Annotated in this window: 9 protein-coding genes; 2 read left to right on the plus strand and 7 right to left on the minus strand. The window is 70.7% G+C overall.

The features are described from left to right. The 3 genes from IE195_RS04270 to IE195_RS04280 form a co-directional block, all read right to left on the minus strand. A partial coding sequence (locus tag IE195_RS04270; protein ID WP_229826077.1) for a condensation domain-containing protein occupies positions 1-1,405 on the minus strand: 1,405 nt, incomplete at its 3' end. Further along, the gene (locus IE195_RS04275) at positions 1,402-9,261 is read right to left on the minus strand and encodes a non-ribosomal peptide synthetase (RefSeq protein ID WP_191268087.1); all 7,860 of its coding nucleotides are present in this window, start codon (positions 9,259-9,261) and stop codon (positions 1,402-1,404) included. The genes IE195_RS04275 and IE195_RS04270, both read right to left, overlap by 4 nt. Before the next feature lie 104 nt (positions 9,262-9,365). Beyond that, the gene (locus IE195_RS04280) at positions 9,366-10,115 is read right to left on the minus strand and encodes a response regulator transcription factor (RefSeq protein WP_225942343.1); all 750 of its coding nucleotides are present in this window, start codon (positions 10,113-10,115) and stop codon (positions 9,366-9,368) included. A gap of 226 nt (positions 10,116-10,341) precedes the next feature. Between IE195_RS04280 and IE195_RS04285 the strand changes: the two genes are divergently transcribed. Next, positions 10,342-10,656: a phosphopantetheine-binding protein gene (locus IE195_RS04285; RefSeq protein WP_191268088.1), complete on the plus strand. Its 315-nt coding sequence runs from the start codon at positions 10,342-10,344 to the stop codon at positions 10,654-10,656. A 69-nt stretch (positions 10,657-10,725) separates the two neighbouring features. Then, entirely contained in the window at positions 10,726-11,670 is a 945-nt protein-coding gene (locus tag IE195_RS04290) for an AfsR/SARP family transcriptional regulator (RefSeq protein ID WP_191268089.1), read from the plus strand. A gap of 78 nt (positions 11,671-11,748) precedes the next feature. On the opposite strand, the gene IE195_RS04295 is transcribed toward IE195_RS04290, so the two are convergent. The 4 genes from IE195_RS04295 to IE195_RS04310 all read right to left on the minus strand — a co-directional run bounded on the left by IE195_RS04295 (position 11,749) and on the right by IE195_RS04310 (position 21,535). Further along, complete coding sequence (locus IE195_RS04295; protein ID WP_191268090.1) at positions 11,749-12,495, minus strand: 4'-phosphopantetheinyl transferase family protein; 747 nt, start codon at positions 12,493-12,495, stop codon at positions 11,749-11,751. Between the two features lie 89 nt (positions 12,496-12,584). After that, positions 12,585-13,370: a thioesterase II family protein gene (locus IE195_RS04300; RefSeq protein WP_229826078.1), complete on the minus strand. Its 786-nt coding sequence runs from the start codon at positions 13,368-13,370 to the stop codon at positions 12,585-12,587. Further along, positions 13,367-14,284, minus strand: coding sequence for an ACP S-malonyltransferase (gene fabD, locus IE195_RS04305; RefSeq protein WP_191268091.1), 918 nt, complete (start codon positions 14,282-14,284; stop codon positions 13,367-13,369). Before fabD ends, IE195_RS04300 begins: the two co-directional genes overlap by 4 nt. A 33-nt stretch (positions 14,285-14,317) precedes the next feature. Further along, positions 14,318-21,535 (minus strand): non-ribosomal peptide synthetase, encoded by a 7,218-nt coding sequence (locus IE195_RS04310; RefSeq protein WP_191268092.1) that lies wholly within the window; start codon positions 21,533-21,535, stop codon positions 14,318-14,320. Position 21,536: the final 1 nt, after the last annotated feature.

The raw sequence follows: 21,536 nt of genomic DNA on the forward strand, positions 1-21,536 counted from the left end.
CCTCGAACGCCCCGACCAACGAACCACCCGAAAGCACACGCCCCGTGTCGTTGAACCCCTCCACCACACGCGACCGCTCACCCCACGACACCACGTCCAGAGCGCCCACGGGCAGGTCCGGGTCATCCGCGATCAGCTCAAGCACCCGGACGAAGCCCTCGAGCAGTCCGCGCGCCATGTCGGAGCCCACGACGTCGGCCCGGTGGTCGAACCGCATCCGGAGCGACTCCCCGGGGACTACGATCAAACCCAGCGGATAGTGGGTCGCGTCCTCGACCGCGAAGTCATCGACCCGCACCCCCCGGGCTTCGGCGCGTAGGTCCTCCGGATCCAGGGGATAGTTCTCGAAGACGACGACGGTGTCGAACAACTCGCCGTGCCCGGCGGCGCGCGCCACCTCGGTCAGGGACACGTGCCGGTGTTCCATAAGCTCGGACTGCTCGCGCTGGATACGCTCCAAGACCTCGGACACCGGCTCGCTGGGGCGTGTGGTGACCCGCACCGGCAGGGTGTTGATGAACATGCCGATAGTCCGCTCGACACCCGTGAGGCTGGGCGGACGGTCAGCGGCGATCGCACCGAAGACCACGTCGTCACGGCCGAGCACGGCGCCGAGGAGCAGGGACCAAGCCCCCTGCACGACGGTGTTGAGCGTGAGTCCCCTGGCGCGTGCGGTCGCTGCGAGCGCGGCGGTGCGCTCGGGTGTCAGTTCGGTCCAGATCTGTTCCGGGAGCGCGGTCCCTCCCATCGCGGGCACTGAGGCGACGAGGCTTGGCTCGTCGAGCCCACGGAGGTGGGACGCCCAAGCGTCCATCGCCGTCGTCTCGTCCTGTCGTGCCAGCCAGGTGAGATAGTCCCGGTAGGGCCGGACCGGTTCGAGGGCGGCGGGGTCGCCCCCGGCGCCGTAGAGGGCGAAGAGCTCCCGGACGAGCAGAGGCATGGACCACCCGTCCATGAGCAGGTGGTGTGTGGTGAGCAGGAGGCGGTACTCGTCATCGGCAACGCGCGCGAGGCAGAACCTCAGGAGCGGCGGCGCGGCCGGATCGAAGCGGTGCTCACGTTCGGACCGGCTCAGCGCGTCGAGGCGGGACCGGGTCTCCTCGGATGTCCCACGGCCTCCGTCACGCAGATCGACCACGTGCCAAGGTATCTCCACCTCGCGGGGGATGACCTGGACGGGACGTCCCCGGTCACGCTGCCTGAAGGCCGCTCTGAGGTTGGGGTGGCGGCTTAGCAGGGCCTGTACCGACGCCCTCAGTCCACTCGTGTCCAACGGCCCGCGCAGGGTGAAGGACATGTGAACGTTGTAGACGTCGATCCCCTCGCTGTCGAAGACCACGTGGAAGAGGAGGCCTTCTTGCAGGGGGGTGAGCGGCAGGATGTCAGTGATATCCGAGCGGGTCACTTCCGCACCTTCCATTCGTCCTCGAACCGGTCGATCTCGTCTTGGCTCATGGACACTAGGGGCAGGTCAGAGGGTGTCCGGCCGCCCGCGTCAGGGTGGTCGGAGCGTGTCGTCACGGCTCGCAGCGCGCGGAACCAGGTCGCGTTCAAGTCCGCTACCTCATCGGACGTGAGCAGGCGTGGTGCCCACGACCAGACGGCGGTCAGCCTGGGGCCCTTCTCGCCGTCCCGCACGACGGCGTTGACCTCGACCGCGTGCGCCAGGGGCAGCTCCGGATCAGCACTGTCCAGCAGGGCGAGGGACACCGGCTCGGCGCTCCAGTCCCGGGCCGAGGACCCTCCGGAGCGTCCCAGGTAGTTGAAGCCGATGTCGGGGCGCGGCAACCGGGCGAGGCGGGGGCCCGTGTCCTCGTTGAGGTAGCGCAGGAGGCCGTATCCGATCCCGCCGCGCCGCACCTGGCGGAGTTGCTCCTTGACGCGTTTGAGCGCCCGGTCGAGCCCGGCTCCGCCCGCCAGCGCCTCCCGCCGTCCACCTGGGCCTGGCGCGAGGAGAACGGGGTGAAGGTTCGTGAACCATCCGACGCACCGGGAGAGGTCGAGACCGGTGTCCCCGGGCTCCCGCCCGTGGGTCTCCACGTCGATCAGCACTCCGTCTGCGTCGCCGAGCCCGCGCCGGTGCCTCCAGTCCGCAACGGCCAGGGCCAGCGCGGTGAGGAGGACGTCGTTGACGTTCCCGTGGACGAGGCGGGGGACCTCGGCCAGGAGCGGGGCGGTCTGTTCCTCGGCGAGCTCGACCGTCAGGCTCTCGGATGTGCCGACGGTGTCCAGGTCGGCGTCGAGCGCGGCGGTGACCGGCGGTGCGTTCTCCGCCGAGAGCACACTCGTCCAATGCGCCATTTCTGCGAGCGTTTCCTCGGCCTCGGCAAGCTCTTCGAGATGGGCCGCCCACGCGCGGTAGGAGGTCCCCCCGCCCGGTCGATACGAGGCGCGGCCCGCCCGGACCGCCTCACACTCCTCCTGGAGTTCGGGCAACAGGATCCGCCAGGACACACCGTCGACGACGAGGTGGTGCAGAGTGACGACCAGGTCTCCGAGGTGATCCTCCCCTCGGTCGACCCAGACAACGTCTCCCATGCGTCCGGATCGCGGATCGAGGCGGCGGCGGGACTCGGCGGCGACGTCCCGCGGGCTCACGCCACCGGTCTCCGCGGGGATCCGCCTCACCCAGTCCCGAGACGGGACACGTCCGGGCTCGGCGATGCGCAGGCCCCACCGTCCGTCCTCTCCTTCGGTGAGCGTCGAGCGCAGGACGCCGTGTCGGTCGAGGAGTCTCTGGAGGGCTCGGACGAGCGTGTCCTCCCCCAGTCCTCCCGGAACGCGCACGCACATGGACTGGGCGAATCCGTCCACGGGGCCGCCGCGAGCGCTCAGCCAGTGCATGATCGGCGTCGCCGCCGCCTCTCCGGCCGCCGACGCATCCCCGCCGCTCCCGCTCCCGGGTTCGGCGGTGGCGACCGCGGCGAGGCCCGCGACCGTCTTGCGCTCGAAGACGTCCCGGGGGGAGAACACAAGGCCCTCGCGCCGCGCGCGGGCGACGAGCCTGATCGCGATGATGCTGTCGCCGCCCAGGTCGAAGAATCCGTCCTCGGCTCCGATGTCCTCACGGTCGAGCATCTCCGCGAACAGGCGGGCGATGAGGCGTTCGTTCGCGCTGCGGGGGGCGCGTCCCGTGCTGACCGCGAACCCGGGTGCGGGCAGTGCCGCCCGGTCCAGCTTGCCGTTGGGGGTCAGCGGCAGGCGTTCCAGGGTGACGAGCATGGCGGGAACCATGTAGTCGGGCAGGGCCGCGGCCGCCTCCCGAAGGACGTCATCGGTGCGGATCCGGGCACCGCTCGCAGGTACGACATAACCGACCAACCGCTTCTCGCCCCGATCGTCCTCGCGCGCCATCACCGCGGTCTCGCCCACGTCGGGATGGGCTCCGAGGACGGACTCGATCTCGCCCAGTTCGACGCGGAAGCCGCGCACCTGGACTTGGTGGTCGATCCTGCCGATGAACTCCAGTGTCCCGCTCCGGCGCCGTCGCACGAGGTCGCCGGTGCGGTACATGCGCGTGCCCACGGCACCGAAGGGATCGGCCACGAACCGCTCCGACGTCGACCCGGGGCGGTCCAGGTAGCCGCGGGCCAGGCGCGCGCCACCGATGTACAGCTCGCCGAGGACACCGGTGGGCACCGGTTCGAGGCGGGGGCCGAGGACGTAGCACGAGGTGTGGTCCAGGGGTGTGCCGATGGGGATGGTCGTCTCCTGCCGCCATGGTGCGGACATCGCATGACGGGTTGTGAAGGTCGTCGCCTCCGTCGGTCCGTAGCCGTCGACGACCCTGGTGTCCGGACAGGCTCGGAGGACGCGGCTCACGGCGTCGGGAGCGACCACGTCACCTCCGGTCCAGACCTCACGCACTCCACGCAGGCACTCCGGGCGCTCCCGGGCGACCAGGTTGAACAGGCCGGAGGTCAGCCACATGCCGGTGACCGCGCCCTCCCTCAACAGCCGTTCGAGCGTGTCGAGATCCGGGTCCTCCGGCGGAGCGACGACGACGGTGCCTCCGGAGAGCAGGGGGACCCACAGTTCGTACTGGGAGGTGTCGAAGGAGTAGGGGGAGTTGAGGAGCACGCGCTCGTGGGCTCCCCCGGGCCAGCACCGGTCGGTGGCCAGGACCGCAACGTCGCGATCCGTGATCGCGACTCCCTTGGGGACACCCGTGGAGCCGGACGTGAACATCACGTAGGCGAGCTGTTCGGGGTGCCGGGGGGCGCGTGGCCGGGGCGGGCCGTCCGATGCGTCGACCGGTGCCGCGTCGGTGCGGTCCACAACGATGACCTGGACGTCACCGGCCCAGGACTCGCTGGCGTACTCCTGGTTCACGACCTCGTCGGTGAGGAGGACCGGAGCACCGGCCGCCCGCATCAGGTGCCCCAGCCGGGCCGCCGGATACCGGGTGTTGAGGGGGACGTAGAAGCCGCCGGCCTTGAGGACGGCCAGGAGTGAGACCACGAGGTCGGCCGAACGCCGTTGAAGGATCGCCACGGCCGTCTCAGGTCCGACGCCGCACGCCGACAGGCGTCGCGCGAGCCGTTCGGCTGCCCGGTCGAGTTCGGCGTAGGTCAGCTTCACGCCCTCCGCCTCGACGGCGACGGTGTCCGGCGTTCGCGCGACCTGGGCCTCGAAGAAGTCGGTCAGGGGCCGATCCGGCGGGGCCGTCGCGGGTGTGGGCGCCTGGAGATGGCGTTCCTCGTCCTCGGTCAGCAGGTCGACGCCGCTGATCGGGCCGTCGGGGCGTTCAACGGCCGCGCGCATGAGAACGGTCAGGCGGTGGACGATGGCCTCGGCCGTCTCCCGGTCGAACAGCTCGGCCGCGTACTCCAGGTCGCCGTCGACCCCCGCCGGGGCACCGGTGCGTCCGTGGGACTCGACCAGGTTGAGCGTCAGGTCGAACTTCGCCACACCCAAGTCGACGGGGACGCGGCGCACCGACAGGCCGGGCACGCGGACCGGTGCCTCCTCACGCTGGTGGGACAGCACCACCTGGAAGAGCGGGTGGCGTGCCGGGGAACGGTCGGGACGCACACGGTCCACAACCATCTCGAACGGGGCGTCCTGGTTCTGGTACGCGTCCAGGAACACGTCGCGAACGCGGCCGAGCAGTTCGCGGAACGTCGGGTCCCCCGAGGTGTCGGTGCGGAGCACAACCGGGTTGACGAAGAAACCGACGAGGGCGTCGAGTTCGCGTACCGGCCGCCCGGCGGTCGGGCAGCCGACGGTGACGTCGGTTCCCGCACCGAGCCTGGTGAGCAGTGCGGCGAGCACCGCCTGAAGGACCATGTGCACGGTGGCGCCGACCTCGTGCGCCAGGTCGGCGAGCTTCCGGTGCAGCTCGGCTCCCAGGGACACGGGCACCGACCCTCCGCGATGGCTCATGGACGCCGGGCGTGGCCGGTCGGTCGGCAGCTCCGTCTGGTCCGAGAGCCCTCTCAGAACTCCGGCCCAGTGCTCCAGAGCCTCGTGGAGCCGGCTCCCGGGATCGTCCGGTTCGCCGAGGACGTCCTTCTGCCAACCGGAGAAACCGGCGTACTCGGTGGCGAGCGGGGCGAACCTGGGCTCCCGTCCCCGGGCCCGGGCCGTGTAGGCGCCGGTGAGATCGGTGACGAGCGGGGCGAGTGACGCCCCGTCACCGGCGATGTGGTGCATCAGCAGGAGCAGGACCGTGTCGGCGGCACCTACCCGGAAGAGGTGTGCACGGACCGGCGGCCGACTTTCCAGGTCGAGGGATTCGCGAGCGGCGGCGGTGAGGGCCTCGTCCAGAGCGGACTCGGTCACCGTGTGGTGTTCGAGTGTCAGCGGCGCTTCGTCAGGGGGCAGAACACGCGCGTCACAGCCGTGCGGGCTCTCCGGGTACACGGTGCGCAGGGTGGCGTGGCGGTCCACCAGGTCGTCCAGTGCCTCGGCCAGCGCCGACTCGTCCAGCTCTCCCGTGAACCGGAGTGCCACCGGCATGTTGTAGGTCGGGGAGGCCCCCTGCATCCGGTGGAGAAGCCACATGCGGCGCTGCGCGTACGACAGCGGGGTGTCCCCCGTACGCGTGCCAGGGGCGAGCGGAAGCGGCTCGTCCGGGGTGAGCGCCTCGGATCCGCGCATCCGGGCGGCCAGTCCGGCCGGTGTCGGGTGGCGGAACACGTCCCCCACCGTGACCGGGGTGCCCAGCACGCGACGCAGGTCGATGGTGAGTCGGGCGGCCAGGAGCGAATGGCCGCCGCGAACGAAGAAGTCGTCGTCCACACCGAAGCCGTCGACACCGCACGCCCGCGCGAAGGCATCGCACACCAGCTCCTCCTCCGGTGTGCGGGCGGCGGCCGTCGCGTCCCAGTCCGGCGATGGCGGACCGGGCAGCGCATCGCGGTCGAGTTTGCCGTTCGCCGTCAGCGGGATCTCGTCGACCGGCACCAGGATCGAGGGCACCATGTGGGCGGGCAGGTGCTCGCCGAGATCGCCGCGCCACCGGCGCGTATCGGCGGTGCGGCCCGCTTCCGGGACGGCGTAGGCGACCAAGCGCTCGCCACCGTTTCCGTCAGCGCGCGCGACGACCGCGGCCTCAGCGATCCCGTCCACGGCGACGAGGTGGGCCTCGACCTCCCCGGGCTCCACCCGGAAGCCGCGGATCTGCGCCTGACGGTCGACGCGCCCCATGTGGACCAGTGCGCCGTCGGAGGTCGTGCGCGCCAGATCCCCGGTCCTGTACATACGCGTACCGGATGCGCCGAACGGGTCGGCGACGAATCTCTCCGCCGTCAGTCCGAAGCGGTCGAGATAACCGCGGGCCAGTCCGGGGCCCGACACGTACATCTCGCCGACGCAACCTGGTGGTACAGGACGCAGGGCGGTGTCGAGGATGTGCACGTTCAGGTGTCCGAGGGGCGTACCGACGGACGACGGACCCTCGGCGGCCGGGACGGCGGGGTCGACGGGGCCGTGGGTCACATGCACCGTCGTCTCGGTGATGCCGTACATGTTGGTCACCGCGGCCGCCGCCCCGCCGGGCCGGGAGAACCACGGTGACAGGCGTGCCGGGTCCAGAGCCTCACCGCCCAGGACCACGTGGCGGAGGGCGAGCCGTCGGGCACGGCCCCGTGCCCGACGTTCCCGGTCGGCGCCGATGAGCTGGTAGAAGGCGGAGGGCGTCTGACTGAGTACGGTCACCTCCTCCGATTCGAGCAGGTCGAGGAGATCGTCGGGCGAGCGGGTGGTCGAGGCCGGAACGACCACCAGGCGTCCCCCGCGCGCCAGTGCTCCCCAGATCTCCCACACGGAGAAGTCGAAGGCGTAGGAGTGGAAGAGTGTCCACACGCCCGGTTCGGCCAACCCCAGCGAGTGCTCGGCCTCATCGAGGAGCCGGAGGACGTTGGCGTGGGGGACGACGACGCCTTTGGGGCGGCCGGTCGACCCCGAGGTGTGGATGACGTAGGCCGCGTTCTCGGGCCGTGCGCGCGTCGGGGGGTCTGAATCAGGCATCTCGGACAGGTGCGCCGTGTCCGCCTCCATCTCGACCCGGGCCGTCCCCGGAGCGAGCCCGGGGACGTCGCGTTTTCCGGGGGCGGTGATGACGGCGATCGGGCGGGTGTCGGCCACCGTCCAGGCCGTACGCCCGTCCGGTTGGGTGGGATCGAGCGGAAGGTAGGCGGCCCCCGATTTGAGGACGGCGAGAAGGGCGACCACCAGGTCGCACGAGCGGGGCAGGGCGAGAGCCACGACCTTCTCCGGTCCCGCCCCCAGGCCGATCAGCTTGTGCGCCAGCCGATTGGCGCGCGCGTTCAGTTCCGCGTAGGTGAGTGACCGCTCCCCGTCCGTGACGGCGATGGTCCCCGGGAGTGCGGCTGCACACCGTTCGAAGGCGCTCGGCAGAACGTCGGCGTCGGGACGGGAGCCCTCGGACCTCCCCTGCGGCCGGTCCGTCCGCACTTCGGTCAGCTCATGGGGCAGCGCCGCGTCGAACCGCCCGAGCGGTGTCTCCTCGTCGGCCCACCCGATCCGCTCCAGGAGACCGATGATCCGGTCCTTGTGTGCCCGGGTCTCCGCTTCGTCGTGAAGGCGGGGGTTGGCCTCGACGTCCAAGCGCAGGCCTCCCCCTGGCTCCTCGTATACGGAGATCTTCAGATCCGTCACCGGCCCCGTCGCCAGCGGCCGGACGACGCCGGTGACCGTGCCGAAGCGCTCCCCGTGGCCGGCAGGCATGATGTTGACGACCGGGCCGTGGGGCGGCGGGTCCTCCGGGGTCATTCCGAGGTCGCGCCGGATCTCCTCAAGCGGGTGGTGCTGGTGTCGCAGCGCCTCGCTCAGCCGCTCGTGCGTGTCGGCGATGAAGGCGGAGACCGTGTCGTCCGGACGGACCCGGAACCTCAGCGGGAGCACGTTGACGGCCGTCCCGAGCGCTCTGCGGGCCGTGCTCGTCGTCCGTCCGCTCACCGGCAGGCCCAGGACCACGTCGAAGGAGGACACGAGTCGATGGGTGTAGACACCGGTAGCCGCGAAGACGACCGTCGGCCACCCGGTCCGCGCCGTGGCAGCCGCCTTCTTCAGGCGATCGCGGGAACTTCGTCCGAGGTAGCCCGTCGCGCGGTGCGCGACGCCGTCCGCGGTGCGGTCCTCGCCCACCCAGACACGCCGGGGCCGGTCGGCCAGGGTGGCCCGCCAGTAGGCCCGGTCCCGCCCGGCCTTCACGGACGCGCGGTGCTGGCGCTCCGCCTCCACGAGTCGCCCCGGCCCGGGGAGGGGCGCGTCCCCTTCCGGGCCGCGGCCGTCGAGGAGGCGTGTGTAGGTGTGCGCGACGTGGTCGACGAACAACCGCAGACCGAACCCGTCGAGGAGGATGTGGTGGACGCGGTAGAACCAGAGCAGGCGGTCGTGGGCGACCCTGAAGAGGATGTGCTCGAACAGGGGCTCGTTCCCCGTCGGGTCGACCGGTGTTCGCAGCTCCTGACGCATCATGTGCTCGGCGACGGCCACGGGGTCGACCTGGCCGGTCAGGTCGACGTGCCGCGGCCTCCAGCCGGGGTCGTGCGCGGCCGCCATGAACTGGCTGACCCGCCCGTCGTCCTCGGTGTGGAAGCGCGTGTGGAAGGCCTCGGTAGAGAGGACGGCTTGGTGCAATGCCTCGTCCAGCAGGTCCGCGTCGACCGGGCCGCGCAGGTCGACGTACTCACCGACGTTGTACACGTGGCTGGAGGGATCACGCTGGCAGGCGAACCAGATCCCCTGCTGGGCGGATGTGAGCGCTAGACCGGCCTCGTCCTCGACAGCCACGCCTTTCTCCGTTCTCTTCGTCTTGGGAGGTTCACGCATGGTCGGCTATCGGGATGACGGCATTCTGATGCGCCACTGACACGCGGTGCTCCGGCGGGCCGTACTCAGCCCGTGTTGGCGCGGCCCGTCCTGAAGGCGTAGACGACGGCCTGCACCCGGTTCTCCAGCCGCAGCTTGGACAACACGTTGCGGACGTGGGTCTTGACGGTGTTCAGCGACACGGTCAGCTCCGCTGCGATCTCGGCGTTGGACAGGCCGCGGGATATCAGCGCGAGGATGTCCCGTTCCCGTTCGGACAGGTCGTCCGGCACGTCGTGCCGCCAGGGCCGGCCCTCCCGTCCGTCCTCGCCCGCTACGCCCGCTGCCGGGGCGCCTCGCACGAGCGTGTAGTCGACCGCCGCCACCGTGATCGCGGCGGCGAGGAGCGAGGGGGAAGCGGTGTCGGGCAGGTGCCCTCGGACGACCTCCGAGCCCGGAGCGGGGCAGGCCCCGACGACGATGGCCCGCAGGCCCGGGACGGAGGCCACGGCGGCCCGGCCCAGGGGGGACTCCTCCCAGTCCTCGGAGATCCCGTGCAAGACGAGGACGTCCGCGCCCGCCACCGACAGTGCGGACGCACCTTGGGCGCCGAGGTCGCCCTCCCCCGCCACGGCCACGTAGGGGGCCTCCCCGAGCAGCGACCTCAGGCCCGCGCGCGCCAGCACGTCCGGACCGGCCACGAAGACCCGGGTGACCGGGGGCTCCTCCATCGCGTGGATCTCGGGAAGGGACGGTGTGTCCGCCCCGCTCGGCAACGCACGCAGCAGGGTACCGGCGCCTCCGTCACGGATCTTCCCGCCGCCCATCTCACTCATGGCACTCCTCTGTCGAAACCAGCGTCACAAACTGTTTTACGACAATACCCAGGAGGAGGTTTTGTGCCCATTTTATTCAACGAACATAAATCACGACACCACCATGGCTCGAGTTTTATACAACATCACTAGAGAACCACTTGAACCCTCGTTGAAATCAGCAATAAAACGACTTCGCAAGAGTTCGACTATTTCCCCGAAACAGGACGGGTGGTAGCTTTCATCCATGCAGAAGAAGCACGCTGCCCAGGGTGCGTACACGAATCCCGAGCCCGTGTACGACCACACGAAACTCAAGGAACTCGTCGCACGCGAAATCGGCGTTTCCCCAGATGAGATATCCGAAGACGAGGACCTCGTCGACCACGGACTGGATTCCGTAACGGCGATGCGCGTCCTCAGTTCGTGGCAGGAGTCGGGCCTGGACGTCGACTTCTCCGACATGATGCGCGCCCCAACGATCACGGCCTGGTCGAACCTCGTCGCCGACCAGCACCGGAAGGACTCCCAACGACCAGAGGGCGGCTCAACGGCCACCTGAACCGCACCCGCACGACTCAGCCGTCCCCCACCCCTTTCGACGACCCCAACAGGTTCCTGTGAGCGCACCATGCACTTTCGCATCCTGGGCCCAATCGAGGTCTACGACCAGGACAGGGAGATCTTTATCAGGCCTCCCGGAGCAATGCAGAGGTCCCTACTCGCGACCCTGGTGGCCAAGTCGGGCCACGCGATCTCGATCTACCGGTTGATCTGCGAGCTGTGGAACGACGACCCCCCGTCCAACGCGACCAACGCCCTCCAGGCACACGTGGCTCGGCTGCGCCGACAGCTCGACGGGCCGGCACGGCCCGGTCTCTCCGAGGGGAGGATCCACACACGTCCGGTCGGGTACGTACTGGACCTCTCCCGGGACGAGACGGACGCGGAGCAGTTCATGGAGCTGTCCACGCGCGGCAGAGCGCTGCTGGGGTCCGACCCCGGACGGGCCATGGACGTCATGCGCTCGGCGCTGGCCCTGTGGCGGGGACCGGCGCTGGAGGACACTCTGCCCGGCGACATCTGCTCCACAGAGGCGGCGCACCTGGAGGAACAGCGGTTGTGTGCCCTGGAGACCCTCTACGAGGCGGGTATCGGGGCGCGCCGGTACGGAGAGATCACCGGAGAGCTGGAAACGCTCACGGAGCGGCATCCGCTACGGGAGCGCTTCTACGATCTGTACATGACCGCCCTCTACCAGTCCGGACGCCAGTCCGAGGCCCTCGGTGTGTACGAGCGGGCCCGGCACCGTCTCCTACACGAGCTGGGCGTGGAGCCCGGACCGGCCCTGCACGCCCGGATGCAGGCGATCCTGTGGCACGCTCCCGACCTGGCCGGGCCGGTGGCAGTGCACGAGGTCCCCGGCCTCGATCCGGTGGTCCCCGCGCCCGCGCACGGACATGAACTCGGTACCGAACTGAGCGTCCTGCGCCATCGGCTCGACCTCCTGGCCAGGGAGCAGGAAGCGCTCGTAGACCGGTTCGAACGGCTCACGACCGAGGTCTCCGGGACCTGACTGCCCCGAGGCCCCTCCCCCGTGCCCCGCCCCGGGCCACCCAGAGCGGACCGGAACGCAGCGGCCCCGAGAGCGCCCCTAAGAGTCCGGGGCCCCCACCAGGTGGACCGGAGCGTCCGGCTCCGGGCACAGGGACTCCAGGGAGGCGTGCGGGCGCCAAGGGAATCCGTCACTGACCCGGACACCCGTCACCGGGGTGTGTGCGCACTCGACCGCGAGCGCCAGCAGCGTTCGCCGTCCGGAGGTGAGTTCAGCGAACCCCCACACGCCGTCCCGGTCGTCGTCCGGGGGGACGAAGCCGAGTACGCCCCGGCCAGGGGCCAGGTGGAAGGCGAAGGAGTCGAAGGGTAGTCCCAGCCCCAGGCCCCGTGCCTTGGCGTAGGCCTCCTTGAGCGTCCACAGGCGCAGGCCGGCCCGGGCGCGTTCGGCGGGATCCGGCATCGCGGAGATCCACCCGCGTTCCTCGGTGGTGAACGCACCGACGAGGCGGTCCAGGTCGAAATCCCTCCGGTCGCACCTCTCGACGTCTACACCGACGCGCCGGTGCCGCACCACGGCGAGGGCGTTCGTGCCCCGGCAGTGCGAGAGGTTGAAGTCGATCCCTCCGGCCCCGCGCGGCCAGCCGCCCTCCGGTTCGCGGAGGAACGGCCGCCCGCGTGCGGTCCTACCGAACTCCAGACCGCTCTCCGGCACACCGGTCTCCAGGGCCAGGACCCGACGCAGCATGGCGTGGGCCACCGAGTACTGGCGTCGGTCGTGATCGAACACGAACCGCTTGACGGAAGCTCGCTCCCGGTCGTCCAACCACTCCGACGCCAGGGTCACGGCCATACCGTACGGGAGGTCGTCGTTGGAGCACCTCCATAGGCGGACCACCTCCTCCGTTCGGGTGGGGTCCCGCGGAGACCTGCCCGTCACCGCGGTGCTCCCAGTACACGTCCGGTGAGTGCCCGGTCGACCTCCGCCACGATCCGCCGCGTGACGTCGTCGGCCTTGTCCATGAAGTAGAAGTGACCGCCCGGGTACACGTACATCCCCTGAAGCCGCTGGGCGTACGCCGCCCAGGCGGCGAGGCGGTCCCGCGTCACCAAGGTGTCGGACGCTCCGCCGAGGATCGACACGGGAACGGTAAGCGGCGGGGTCCCCGGCCGCGGGCGCCAGGTCTCGACGAGCTTGAGGTCGTTGCGGATCATCGGCTCGAACATGTCCCACACGTCCGGATCGGCCAGTACATCGCGCGGTGTACCTCCCATGGCCTCCAGGTGGTGGCGCAACTCCTCCGCCGGCATGAGGTGGCGGTCCCCGGGTTCGGCGCCGATGCGCGGCGCCCCCCGAGCGGACAGGCCCAACCACACGGGGGCCGGTCCACCCTCGGCTGCGAGCCGGTTGGTCAGCTCGTAGGCGACCAGCCCGCCCATGCTGTGACCGAAGAAGGCGAAAGGACGGTCCAGGAGGTGGGCTATCTGGCCCCGGAAGAAGTCCACGAGGGCGTCGGTGTCACCGCACGGCGGCATCCCGGACAGCCGCCCGCGTCCAGGCGCGTCCAAAAGGCACACGTCCCAGTTCTTCGGCATCCGCGCGGCCCAGTCGCGGTAGACCAGGTGCGAACCCCCCGCGTGATGGAACAGGAAGATCCGCACCGCCGCGTCCGGCACGGGGGCCGGTCGGATGACGGCGTCCACTGTCTGATGTGAGTTCACGGCTTGTTCTCCTTCTGTACCCGTCCAGCGGCGGCGGGCGCCCGGTCGGCGCGCTCCGCCTCGGACTTCTGTTCGCGCCGTATCTGGCGCAGCATGCCCGTGAGTACCCGACCGTCCCCGACCTCGGTGAACTCGGGCTCCGGGAGGGTGAGGAGCCCCTCCATGGTCTGACGCCACAGGACCGGATGATGGATCTGCTCGATGAGGAGTGTGGGGGCGTCGGCCGTGTACTCGCGGGCCGTGCGGTTGGAGATGACCGGGAAACGCGGGGGCGCGAGCCTTGCCGACCGCACCACGGGAGCGAACTCCGCCGCTGCCGGTTCCATGTGCCGGGAGTGGAAGGGTCCGCTGACTTCGAGCGGGCGGACTGCCCTGGCACCCGCGTCCTCCAGGATCGGCTCGACCTCGGTGAGGTCCTCGGTGGGCCCGGCGATCACTGTCTGTGTGGCCGTGTTGAAGTTGGCCGGATCCAGACCCGGGAACCCGGCGCGCACGAGGAGGAAACGCAGCAGGGTCTCCCGAAGCCCGATGACGGCGCTCATGCCTCCACCCGAGATCCTCCCCATGGCCCGCGCCCGCGCGGCGACCAACCCGAGGCCCTCGGCGAACCCCAGGGCCCCCGACGCTTCGAGTGCGTTGTACTCGCCCAGGCTGTGCCCGACGGCGACATCGGGTGGCGGACCGTCCTCCAGTGCCGCACGGTAGGCGAGCGCGTTCACCGTGAAGACGGCCGGTTGCGTATAGCGGGTGTCCCGGAGCAGCCCGCCCTCATCCCGCAGGCACAGCTCCCGGACGGAGTAGCCGAGGACTTCACTCGCCTCGCGTTCCAGCACGGGGAACCGGTCGAACAGCGCGCGCCCCATTCCGACGCGCTGCGACCCCTGCCCCGGAAACATGAAAATGTGTGTGGTCATCGTGGTCACCTCCTTGTCTGACGGTTCTTCTCCTCATTCGGCGGGCGCACCGGGGCCGAACGCCTCCTCTGCCAGTGCCTCCAAGTCAGAACAGTCGAACAGCGTCTCCAGTCCCAGCTCTCTCCCCCCGTCCCCGGCGACACGGGCTGCGATCCGCATGAGCTGCCGACTGGTCGCTCCCAGCGCCAACAGATCGTCCGCAGGCGACAACCGCCCCGGCTCCACCCCGATCTCGGCGGCGACGACGCTCCGGAGGCGGTCGAGCGGTCCAGGTCCCGCATCGCGCGGCCCTTCCCCCTCAGGTGCTTGCGGAGCCGACGGGGCGCAGGCGGGCGTGGGAAGGGGGTGGTCGGCCGTCCTCAGGGGCGTGGCGGGCAGGGAGATCCGGCGTACGCCAGCCGGGACGGCCGGCCAGGTCACCTCGTGCCCCGACAGCCACGCCCGCAGCACGTCGGCCTCCTCCGCAGGAGGAGAGCCCTGCCACTCGGTGATGCCCGCTCCCTCGCGGTCGATCCGGTCGGCCAGCGAGCGCAACGCCTCCGCGGCCCCACCCCGCGACGCCACGACCGCGCAGCGGACGGACCGGTCCGTCCGGCCCTCGCGCAGCGTCTTGGCCACCTCGGCAAGGGTGGAGCGCGGGTCACGGTCCAAGCACTCCGAGAGTGCCCGGGCGGAGCGGGCGACGTTGCCCGGGGTATCGGCCGACAGGGGCAGCACGCGGACCCCGTCCTCCTCCGGGTCGCGGACGGACTCCCGGGGCGTGGGTTCCTCCACGACGACGCAACCGTAGGAACCAGTACCCGCGAAGCCGTTGATGAGCGCGCGGCGCGGCCGGTCCGCCGCCCTGTCCCAGGGGACGGTCCGCTGGACCGGACACACGGTGTCCGCGTAGGCACTGACCGCCGGGCTGAGTCCGGACGTCGTCCGGTTGGCATGGATGCGTCCGGCTCGGAACTGGATGATGACCCGGGCGAGCTGGGCGAACACGGATGCCGCCTCCATGTGGCCGAAGACGGGTTTGACCGTGCCCAGCGGGACGGGCGTGCCGGGCGTGTCCGCGAACAGGCGGGCCACGGCGCGTGCCTCCAGCGCGTCCGCCATAGCGGCCCCGCTCGCCGACGCTTCCACGTATCCGATGTCGGACGGTTGGACACCCCCGTCGTCCAAAGCGGCACGCATGACGTGCTCCTGCATATCGGGGTCGGGGACACCGAACCTGCGGGTCCGCCCCGAGTGCAGCAGCGCCCCGCCACGGATCACCGCGTGGATCGGGTCGCCGTCTGCCAGGGCCGCGTCCAACGGTTTGAGGAGGACCGCGGCGACACCTTCACCGACCAGCCACCCGTTCGCCCGGTCGGTGAAGGCGCACGAGTCGGCGTCCTGGGCGAGAAGCCCGAGTTCGGAGAGGGCGTCCAGGTGATCGGGGTGCAGGACCAGGTTGCTCCCGGCGGCGAGCGCCGCCGCACACCGACCGGCCGAGACCGAACGGAAGGCCGCTTCCAGCGCGGCGGTGCCGGACCCGCACGCGCTGTCCAGCACGACGCTCGGGCCTCGCAGGTCGAAGGCGTGGGAGACGCGGTGGGCCAACCCCGAGCGAGTCGCGTGCACGCGGCTTCCCCCGTCGACGCGGTGGAGGGCGTGGTCGTTCCACATGGACCCCGTGAAGACGCCGACGGGCCCGTGCTCCATCACCGCCGACGCCGGAGTGACGGCGGCGTCCTCCAGGCAGCGCCGGACCACGGACAGCATCAACCGCTCCTGCGGGTCGAGTGCGGCCGCCTCGTCCTCGGGGATGGCGAACTCCTCCTCGGTCTCGGTGACGTCCGCCAGGTATCCGCCGACGGCGGCACCCCCAGCGGTGGCGCGGACGTACCCGAGTCCCCTTCGCTCCTGTGGGACGGGACCCAACACCGTCTCCCCGGAAGCGATCAGCCGTTCGATGCCGTCGAGGGTCCGTGCGCCGGGCAGGTCGGCCGCGAAACCGATGACCGCGACCGGAGGGGCCGGCCCGTCGTCGGGGTCCGGCGCCTTCGCCGGAAGCGCCGAGGGAGCGGACGCCGTCGGGGTGAGGCGCGCCCGGCGGTCGATGGCCTCGTTGGTGAGCCCGCCGCCCCACAGCGAGACCAGCAGGTCCTGGTCGGCTTCCAGGTCGAGGCGTTCCCGCAGGGCATCGAAATCCATGCGTCCCACGGGGCACAGCCCGAGTCCGCGCTCGGGGGCCTCCGTCATCAGGAGCTGGGCGAGGTGCCCCGCCTCGATCATCGAGTAGCGCGCCGCCGCGTCACGGCCGTAGGCGGGCGCGATAGCCGCCGGAGTCGAGACGAGGAACAAACCGAACGCTGCGCCCTGGGTGATCCGACGGTTGTGCTCGACCTGCGCGCCCATGTCCGGGGCTCCGGGCGGTCCGACTCGTACCAGGGCGCGTTCACCGGGGTGGACGTAGTACAGCCCGCCGTCCAGTCCGTCGACGCGCTCGGGTTCGACGCGGACGTAGACCTGCACGGGGTAGAAGCCTCCCGCGGAGGGGTACCGGCGCTTGGCGCGCCCGTCGAGGTCGCCCCAAGCGGTCATGGCCACGAGGTCGAGGACGGCGTCGGCCGAGACCGGTGCGGAACGGTAGTCGCGAAACGAGGTGGCGTCGTAGAGTCGCCGTCCGTCGTCGGGCCCGGGTTCCGGGAAGTGAATCCGCGGCACAGACGCGTCGAAGGCGCGTTCGGCCACACGGGCCTCCTTGAACTCCGCCTTCGCCTGCGGGTCGAAGGCGATCCGCACGTCGCTCGCGCCTTCTCCCCCCTCGGCGGCCCCCGCGCCCGCCTCGGCGGAACCCGCCACCCCCCGAGGTGTCGGAATGTCGATCAGGGCGTCGACCTCGACCTCCGCCCCGTACCTGTCACGGATCTCCTGCGCCAGACGGATCATGGTGAAGGAGCTGGCGCCGAGGTCGAACAGGTCGTCGTCGGGGCCCACCGAGTCCCTCCCGAGGAGGTCCGATGCCAGACTCGCGACCCGTTGCCAGCTCAGACCCGGGTTATGGGCGGTGTCCCCGGGCTTCGGGTCCGCGGTTATGCCGTCCGCGGTGAGGTCGTGCACAGGCTCCTCCGCAACGACCATCGCCGCGGCCGCCGCGTGGTCGAGCTTGCCGTTGGGTGTGAGCGGGAAACGGTCGGTGAATCGGTAGAGGTTGGGGACCAGGTAGGCGGGCAGGGAATCCGCGAGCGCCGCGCGAACGGCACCGACCGACGGCGGCCCGTCCGGTTCCGCGATGCACAGGGCGACGAGGGATCCGTCGTCCTGGCCGGACCGTCCGGGGATGGCGAGCACGCGCGCGTCCGCGATCCCCGCCACCGAGGCGAGGGCCGTCTCGACCTCCTCGGGCTCCACACGCAGCCCCCGGATCTTGAACTGGCGGTCCTCGCGCCCCGCGTAGCGGATCTCGCCGTCGTCCCCGAGCCACCCGAGATCCCCCGTGCGGTAGAGGGTCGGAGAGGGGCTGTCGGGAAAGGGTGACCGCACGAAGCGCTCCGCGGTCAGCTCCGGCCGCCCGTGATAACCGAGGGCGACGCCCCGGCCGCCAATGACGATCTCGCCGGCTTCTCCCGGTTCCACCGGGCGCAGCCGATCGTCCACGATGTAGACGCGCGTGTGATCGATGGCCCGGCCGATGGGGACCGTCGCCTCGTCCCAGTCCGGACGGCATCTCCAGTGTGTGACGTCGATCGCGGCCTCGGTGGGGCCGTAGAGGTTGTGCAGTTCGGTACCGGGCAGCACCTCGAAGAAGCGCCGCATGGTGGGCACAGGCAGGGCCTCGCCGCTGGACACCACGTGGCGCAGCGTGGTGCACGCCGACGCGGCGGGTTCGCGCAGGAACACGCCCAGAGCGGAGGGGACGAAGTGGCAGACCGTCACCTTCTCGGCCCGCATCAGCTGCGCCATGTAGGCCGTGTCCATGTGCCCGCCGGGCCGGGCCACGACGATCGACGCCCCGGAGAGCAGCGGCCAGAAGAACTCCCATACGGAGACGTCGAATCCGTACGGGGTCTTCTGGAGGACTCGGTCCTCCGGCGTCAACCCGAGTCGGTCCCGCATCCACGACAAACGGTTGGCCACGCCCGCCTGCGTGTTGCGACAGCCCTTGGGCATGCCGGTGGTCCCGGACGTGTAGATCATGTAGGCGGCGTCGCGGGGATCAACACGGACGTCGGGCGCAGCCGCTTCCGCGCCGTCCTCCGCTCCGAGGTCACCGTCCGGTCGGACGACCCGCACTCCCGCCGTCTCCAGGAGATCCGCGTGTTCGCTGTCGGCCACCACCACGCGCGCACCGCTGTCCTCCAGCAGGTAACGCACCCGGTCCGGCGGGTTGGCGGGGTCGATCGGCACGTAGGCCGCACCGGCGCGGACGACCGCTATGAGGGCGGTGACCAAGTCCACCGAACGTCGCATGTGCACCGCGACGTGTTCTCCCGGACGTGCGCCGAGCGACTGGAGGCGCCTGGCCAGCCGCGCCGTACGGAGGTCGAGCTCGCGGTAGGTGAGGGTCTTCTCGTGGGCGCGCACGGCGACCCGGCTGCCATGGCGCGCGAACCCCTCTTCGACCAGCTCTAGGAGCGTGCTCGGCCGGTCCGCTCCGAGGAACCGGCGCACACCCGCGACGTAGGAGTCGAACATGGCGGTCAGCCGGTCGGAAGGCAGAGCGCCCTCGGCCGCGTCCCACTGGGTCACGAGGGCATCGCCGACGAGGATCGGCACGTGGTCCAACGCCACCTGCGCGGTCTGCGACTGGCTCACCCGGAGCTCGACCCCCCGGGGGGCGAAGGACGGGTCCGGTTCGGGGACGCGGGTGAAGACGGCGGGGAAGGGCGCGCGACCGCGCGACCGCAATGTGCGTGAGCGTAGTTCGGCCAGTCCGGATCGCACCTTCGCCCGCTCCGCGTCGGCTCTGACCCGGGACCACAGCTCGCGCGCGCGACCGTCGAAGTCATCGGGCAGGTCGGAGTCCACCGCGACCCAGGCCAGCTGTGTGAAGTCGGCGACGACCCGTTCGGCTCCGGGCGGGTCCTCGGGACGGTCCCAGGAGACGACGGTGACGGTGAAGGGCTCCGGGCCGAACTCGCCCCTGAGCGCATCGACGTAGGAGGTGAACAACACCATGTCGGCGGGCACCCCGATCTCCCTCGCCCGCTCGGTGAGCCGACGCCACGACCCCAGATCCGCTCTTCTGTGTTCGCGCGGGCCGTCGCTCTCCGGAAGCGGTAGGGGGGGACCGGGGGGAAGGACCTCGAATTTGGCCCGCCATTCCGCGATGGCACGGGTGAGGGCGCTATCCGTCCCCGCTCGCGCGTCGGGAGCATGCGGAGCGACCGCCCGGAGGTAGGGCCTGGGGTCGGCGGGTGCGCCGAGATCACGCTGATCGTCCTCGCACAGGGTGAACAGTTGCCCGAAGAGCAGCGCGTAGCTGCGGGCGTCCGCCAAGAGCGCGTCCAGGACCGCGTGCACCACCACACGCCCGTCTGGGAGCGTACTGAGTTCGAGGGCGTACATACCGGGTTCGCCGAGCGGTAGCGGTGTCCGAACCATCCGCCGGGCGACGGCCGTGAGTTCGGCCTCGGCTTCCGTCCCGTCCAGGTACCGCAGGTCGTGGCGGGGGATCTTCTGGGGCAGCGAGGGCACGATGGTCGACGTGCCGTCCTCATGGACGGCCGCACGCAGCATGGGGTGGTGGTCGACGAGTCTGTTCCATTGTTCCTCGATGGTCTCCGGGGACCGGCCATCGACGAGAAATTCCTGGTAGACGCGGGTCTCCGCTCCTCCCCCTAGGCCGCTGACCCTCCCGACCAGATAGGCGGACTGCAAGTCCGTCAGCGGGATCGGCCCGTCCGCGGCCCCTGGGGCGAGGGCGGTAGCGGACTCGTCGAGCACGGACGCCCCGCGTTCAGCAAGGCGGCCGAGGATCCGTCGCAGCCGTTCGAAGGCCTCGCGCACGTCCTCCGCGTCCAGGGCCGCCGGGTCGTAGTCCCAGGACACTCGCAGGCCGTCACCGTGCTCAGCGATCTGGAACTCCAGACACACGCCGGACGTACGTGTGGCCGACACCTCCCGGTCGATGTGCCGACCCCAGTGCTCGGGGTCGGACACCTCGTCCGGCTCGGTCCGCACGGACCCGAGCAAGCTGGTGAACACCGCCGGAATCGCCATCCCCCGGGACGCGGGATCGGTCCGTGCGCGCTCACGGAGGGCCCTCACCCCGGTGACGGAGGCATGCTCCAGATCACGCCACATCTGTTCCTGGGAAGCGGCGAGGAGTTCCCGCAGCGGGGTGGTACACGGTGGAGCGACGAAGACGGAGGTCGATATGAACGGCCCCACGATCCGCCGCACATCGCGGTGCACGGGGCGACGGTTGTACGTCGTGACGACGACGGGGAGCGGGGCCGTCGCCTCCTGCCCCCGGACCGCCACCGCGCACAGCGTCAGGAACAGAAGCGGCAGGGTGGTCCCAGCGCTCCGGGCGACTTCGCTGATCCGTTCCCGCTGCGCGGGGTCGAGATCCAGGGCCAGCCTCCAGCCGCCCGCCCCCGTCCCACCGCGCCCGGGCCGGAGGGGCAGCGGCCGGCCCAGGTCGACGTCGGCGAGTTTCTCACCCCAGTACGCGAGCGCCTCCGACGAGGGCTGGGCCGCCCCCACCCACTGTGCGTAGTCACGGAAGGTGATCTCGGTGGGTTCAGGGTCCGTGCCGTCCCTGTACAACCGGTACCAGGAGCGAAGGAGAAGCACCGCGCTCGGCCCGTCGACGATCAGTTCATCGAGCGTGCACATCACCCGTGTACGCCCCGAAGGCACACGAACGGCGCTGACGGCGAACAGCGGCCACGATCGCGGATCGAACCCCCGCGCGGACTCCTCCCTGACCCCCTCCAGTTCTCGGGCCAGTGTGGTGGCGTCGGCCGCCCTCAGGTCGACGCGCTCGATGCGGTAGTGGGGCACCTGTTCGGCCACGGCCTGGCGGCCGTCGGACAGCACACGCGCCCGGAGCATGTCCACGTTCGCCACCAGGCGGTTCCAGGACTCCTCGAGACGGTCGACATCGGCGTCGACCTCGAACTCGAGGTGGACCTGGGTCCCGCCGCCCCCCATGGCCCGGCCAGCGTAGAACGCCTCCTGGACCTCGGTGAGCGGGAACGGCTCCTGCGAGGAGCCGGGGTCCGGGGTGATCATGAGGGGTCTGGGCAACCGCTTGCCGGTCGTCGATGCCATG

Source organism: Nocardiopsis terrae, assembly GCF_014651695.1.
In the GTDB taxonomy this organism is placed as follows: Bacteria; Actinomycetota; Actinomycetes; order Streptosporangiales; family Streptosporangiaceae; genus Nocardiopsis; species Nocardiopsis terrae.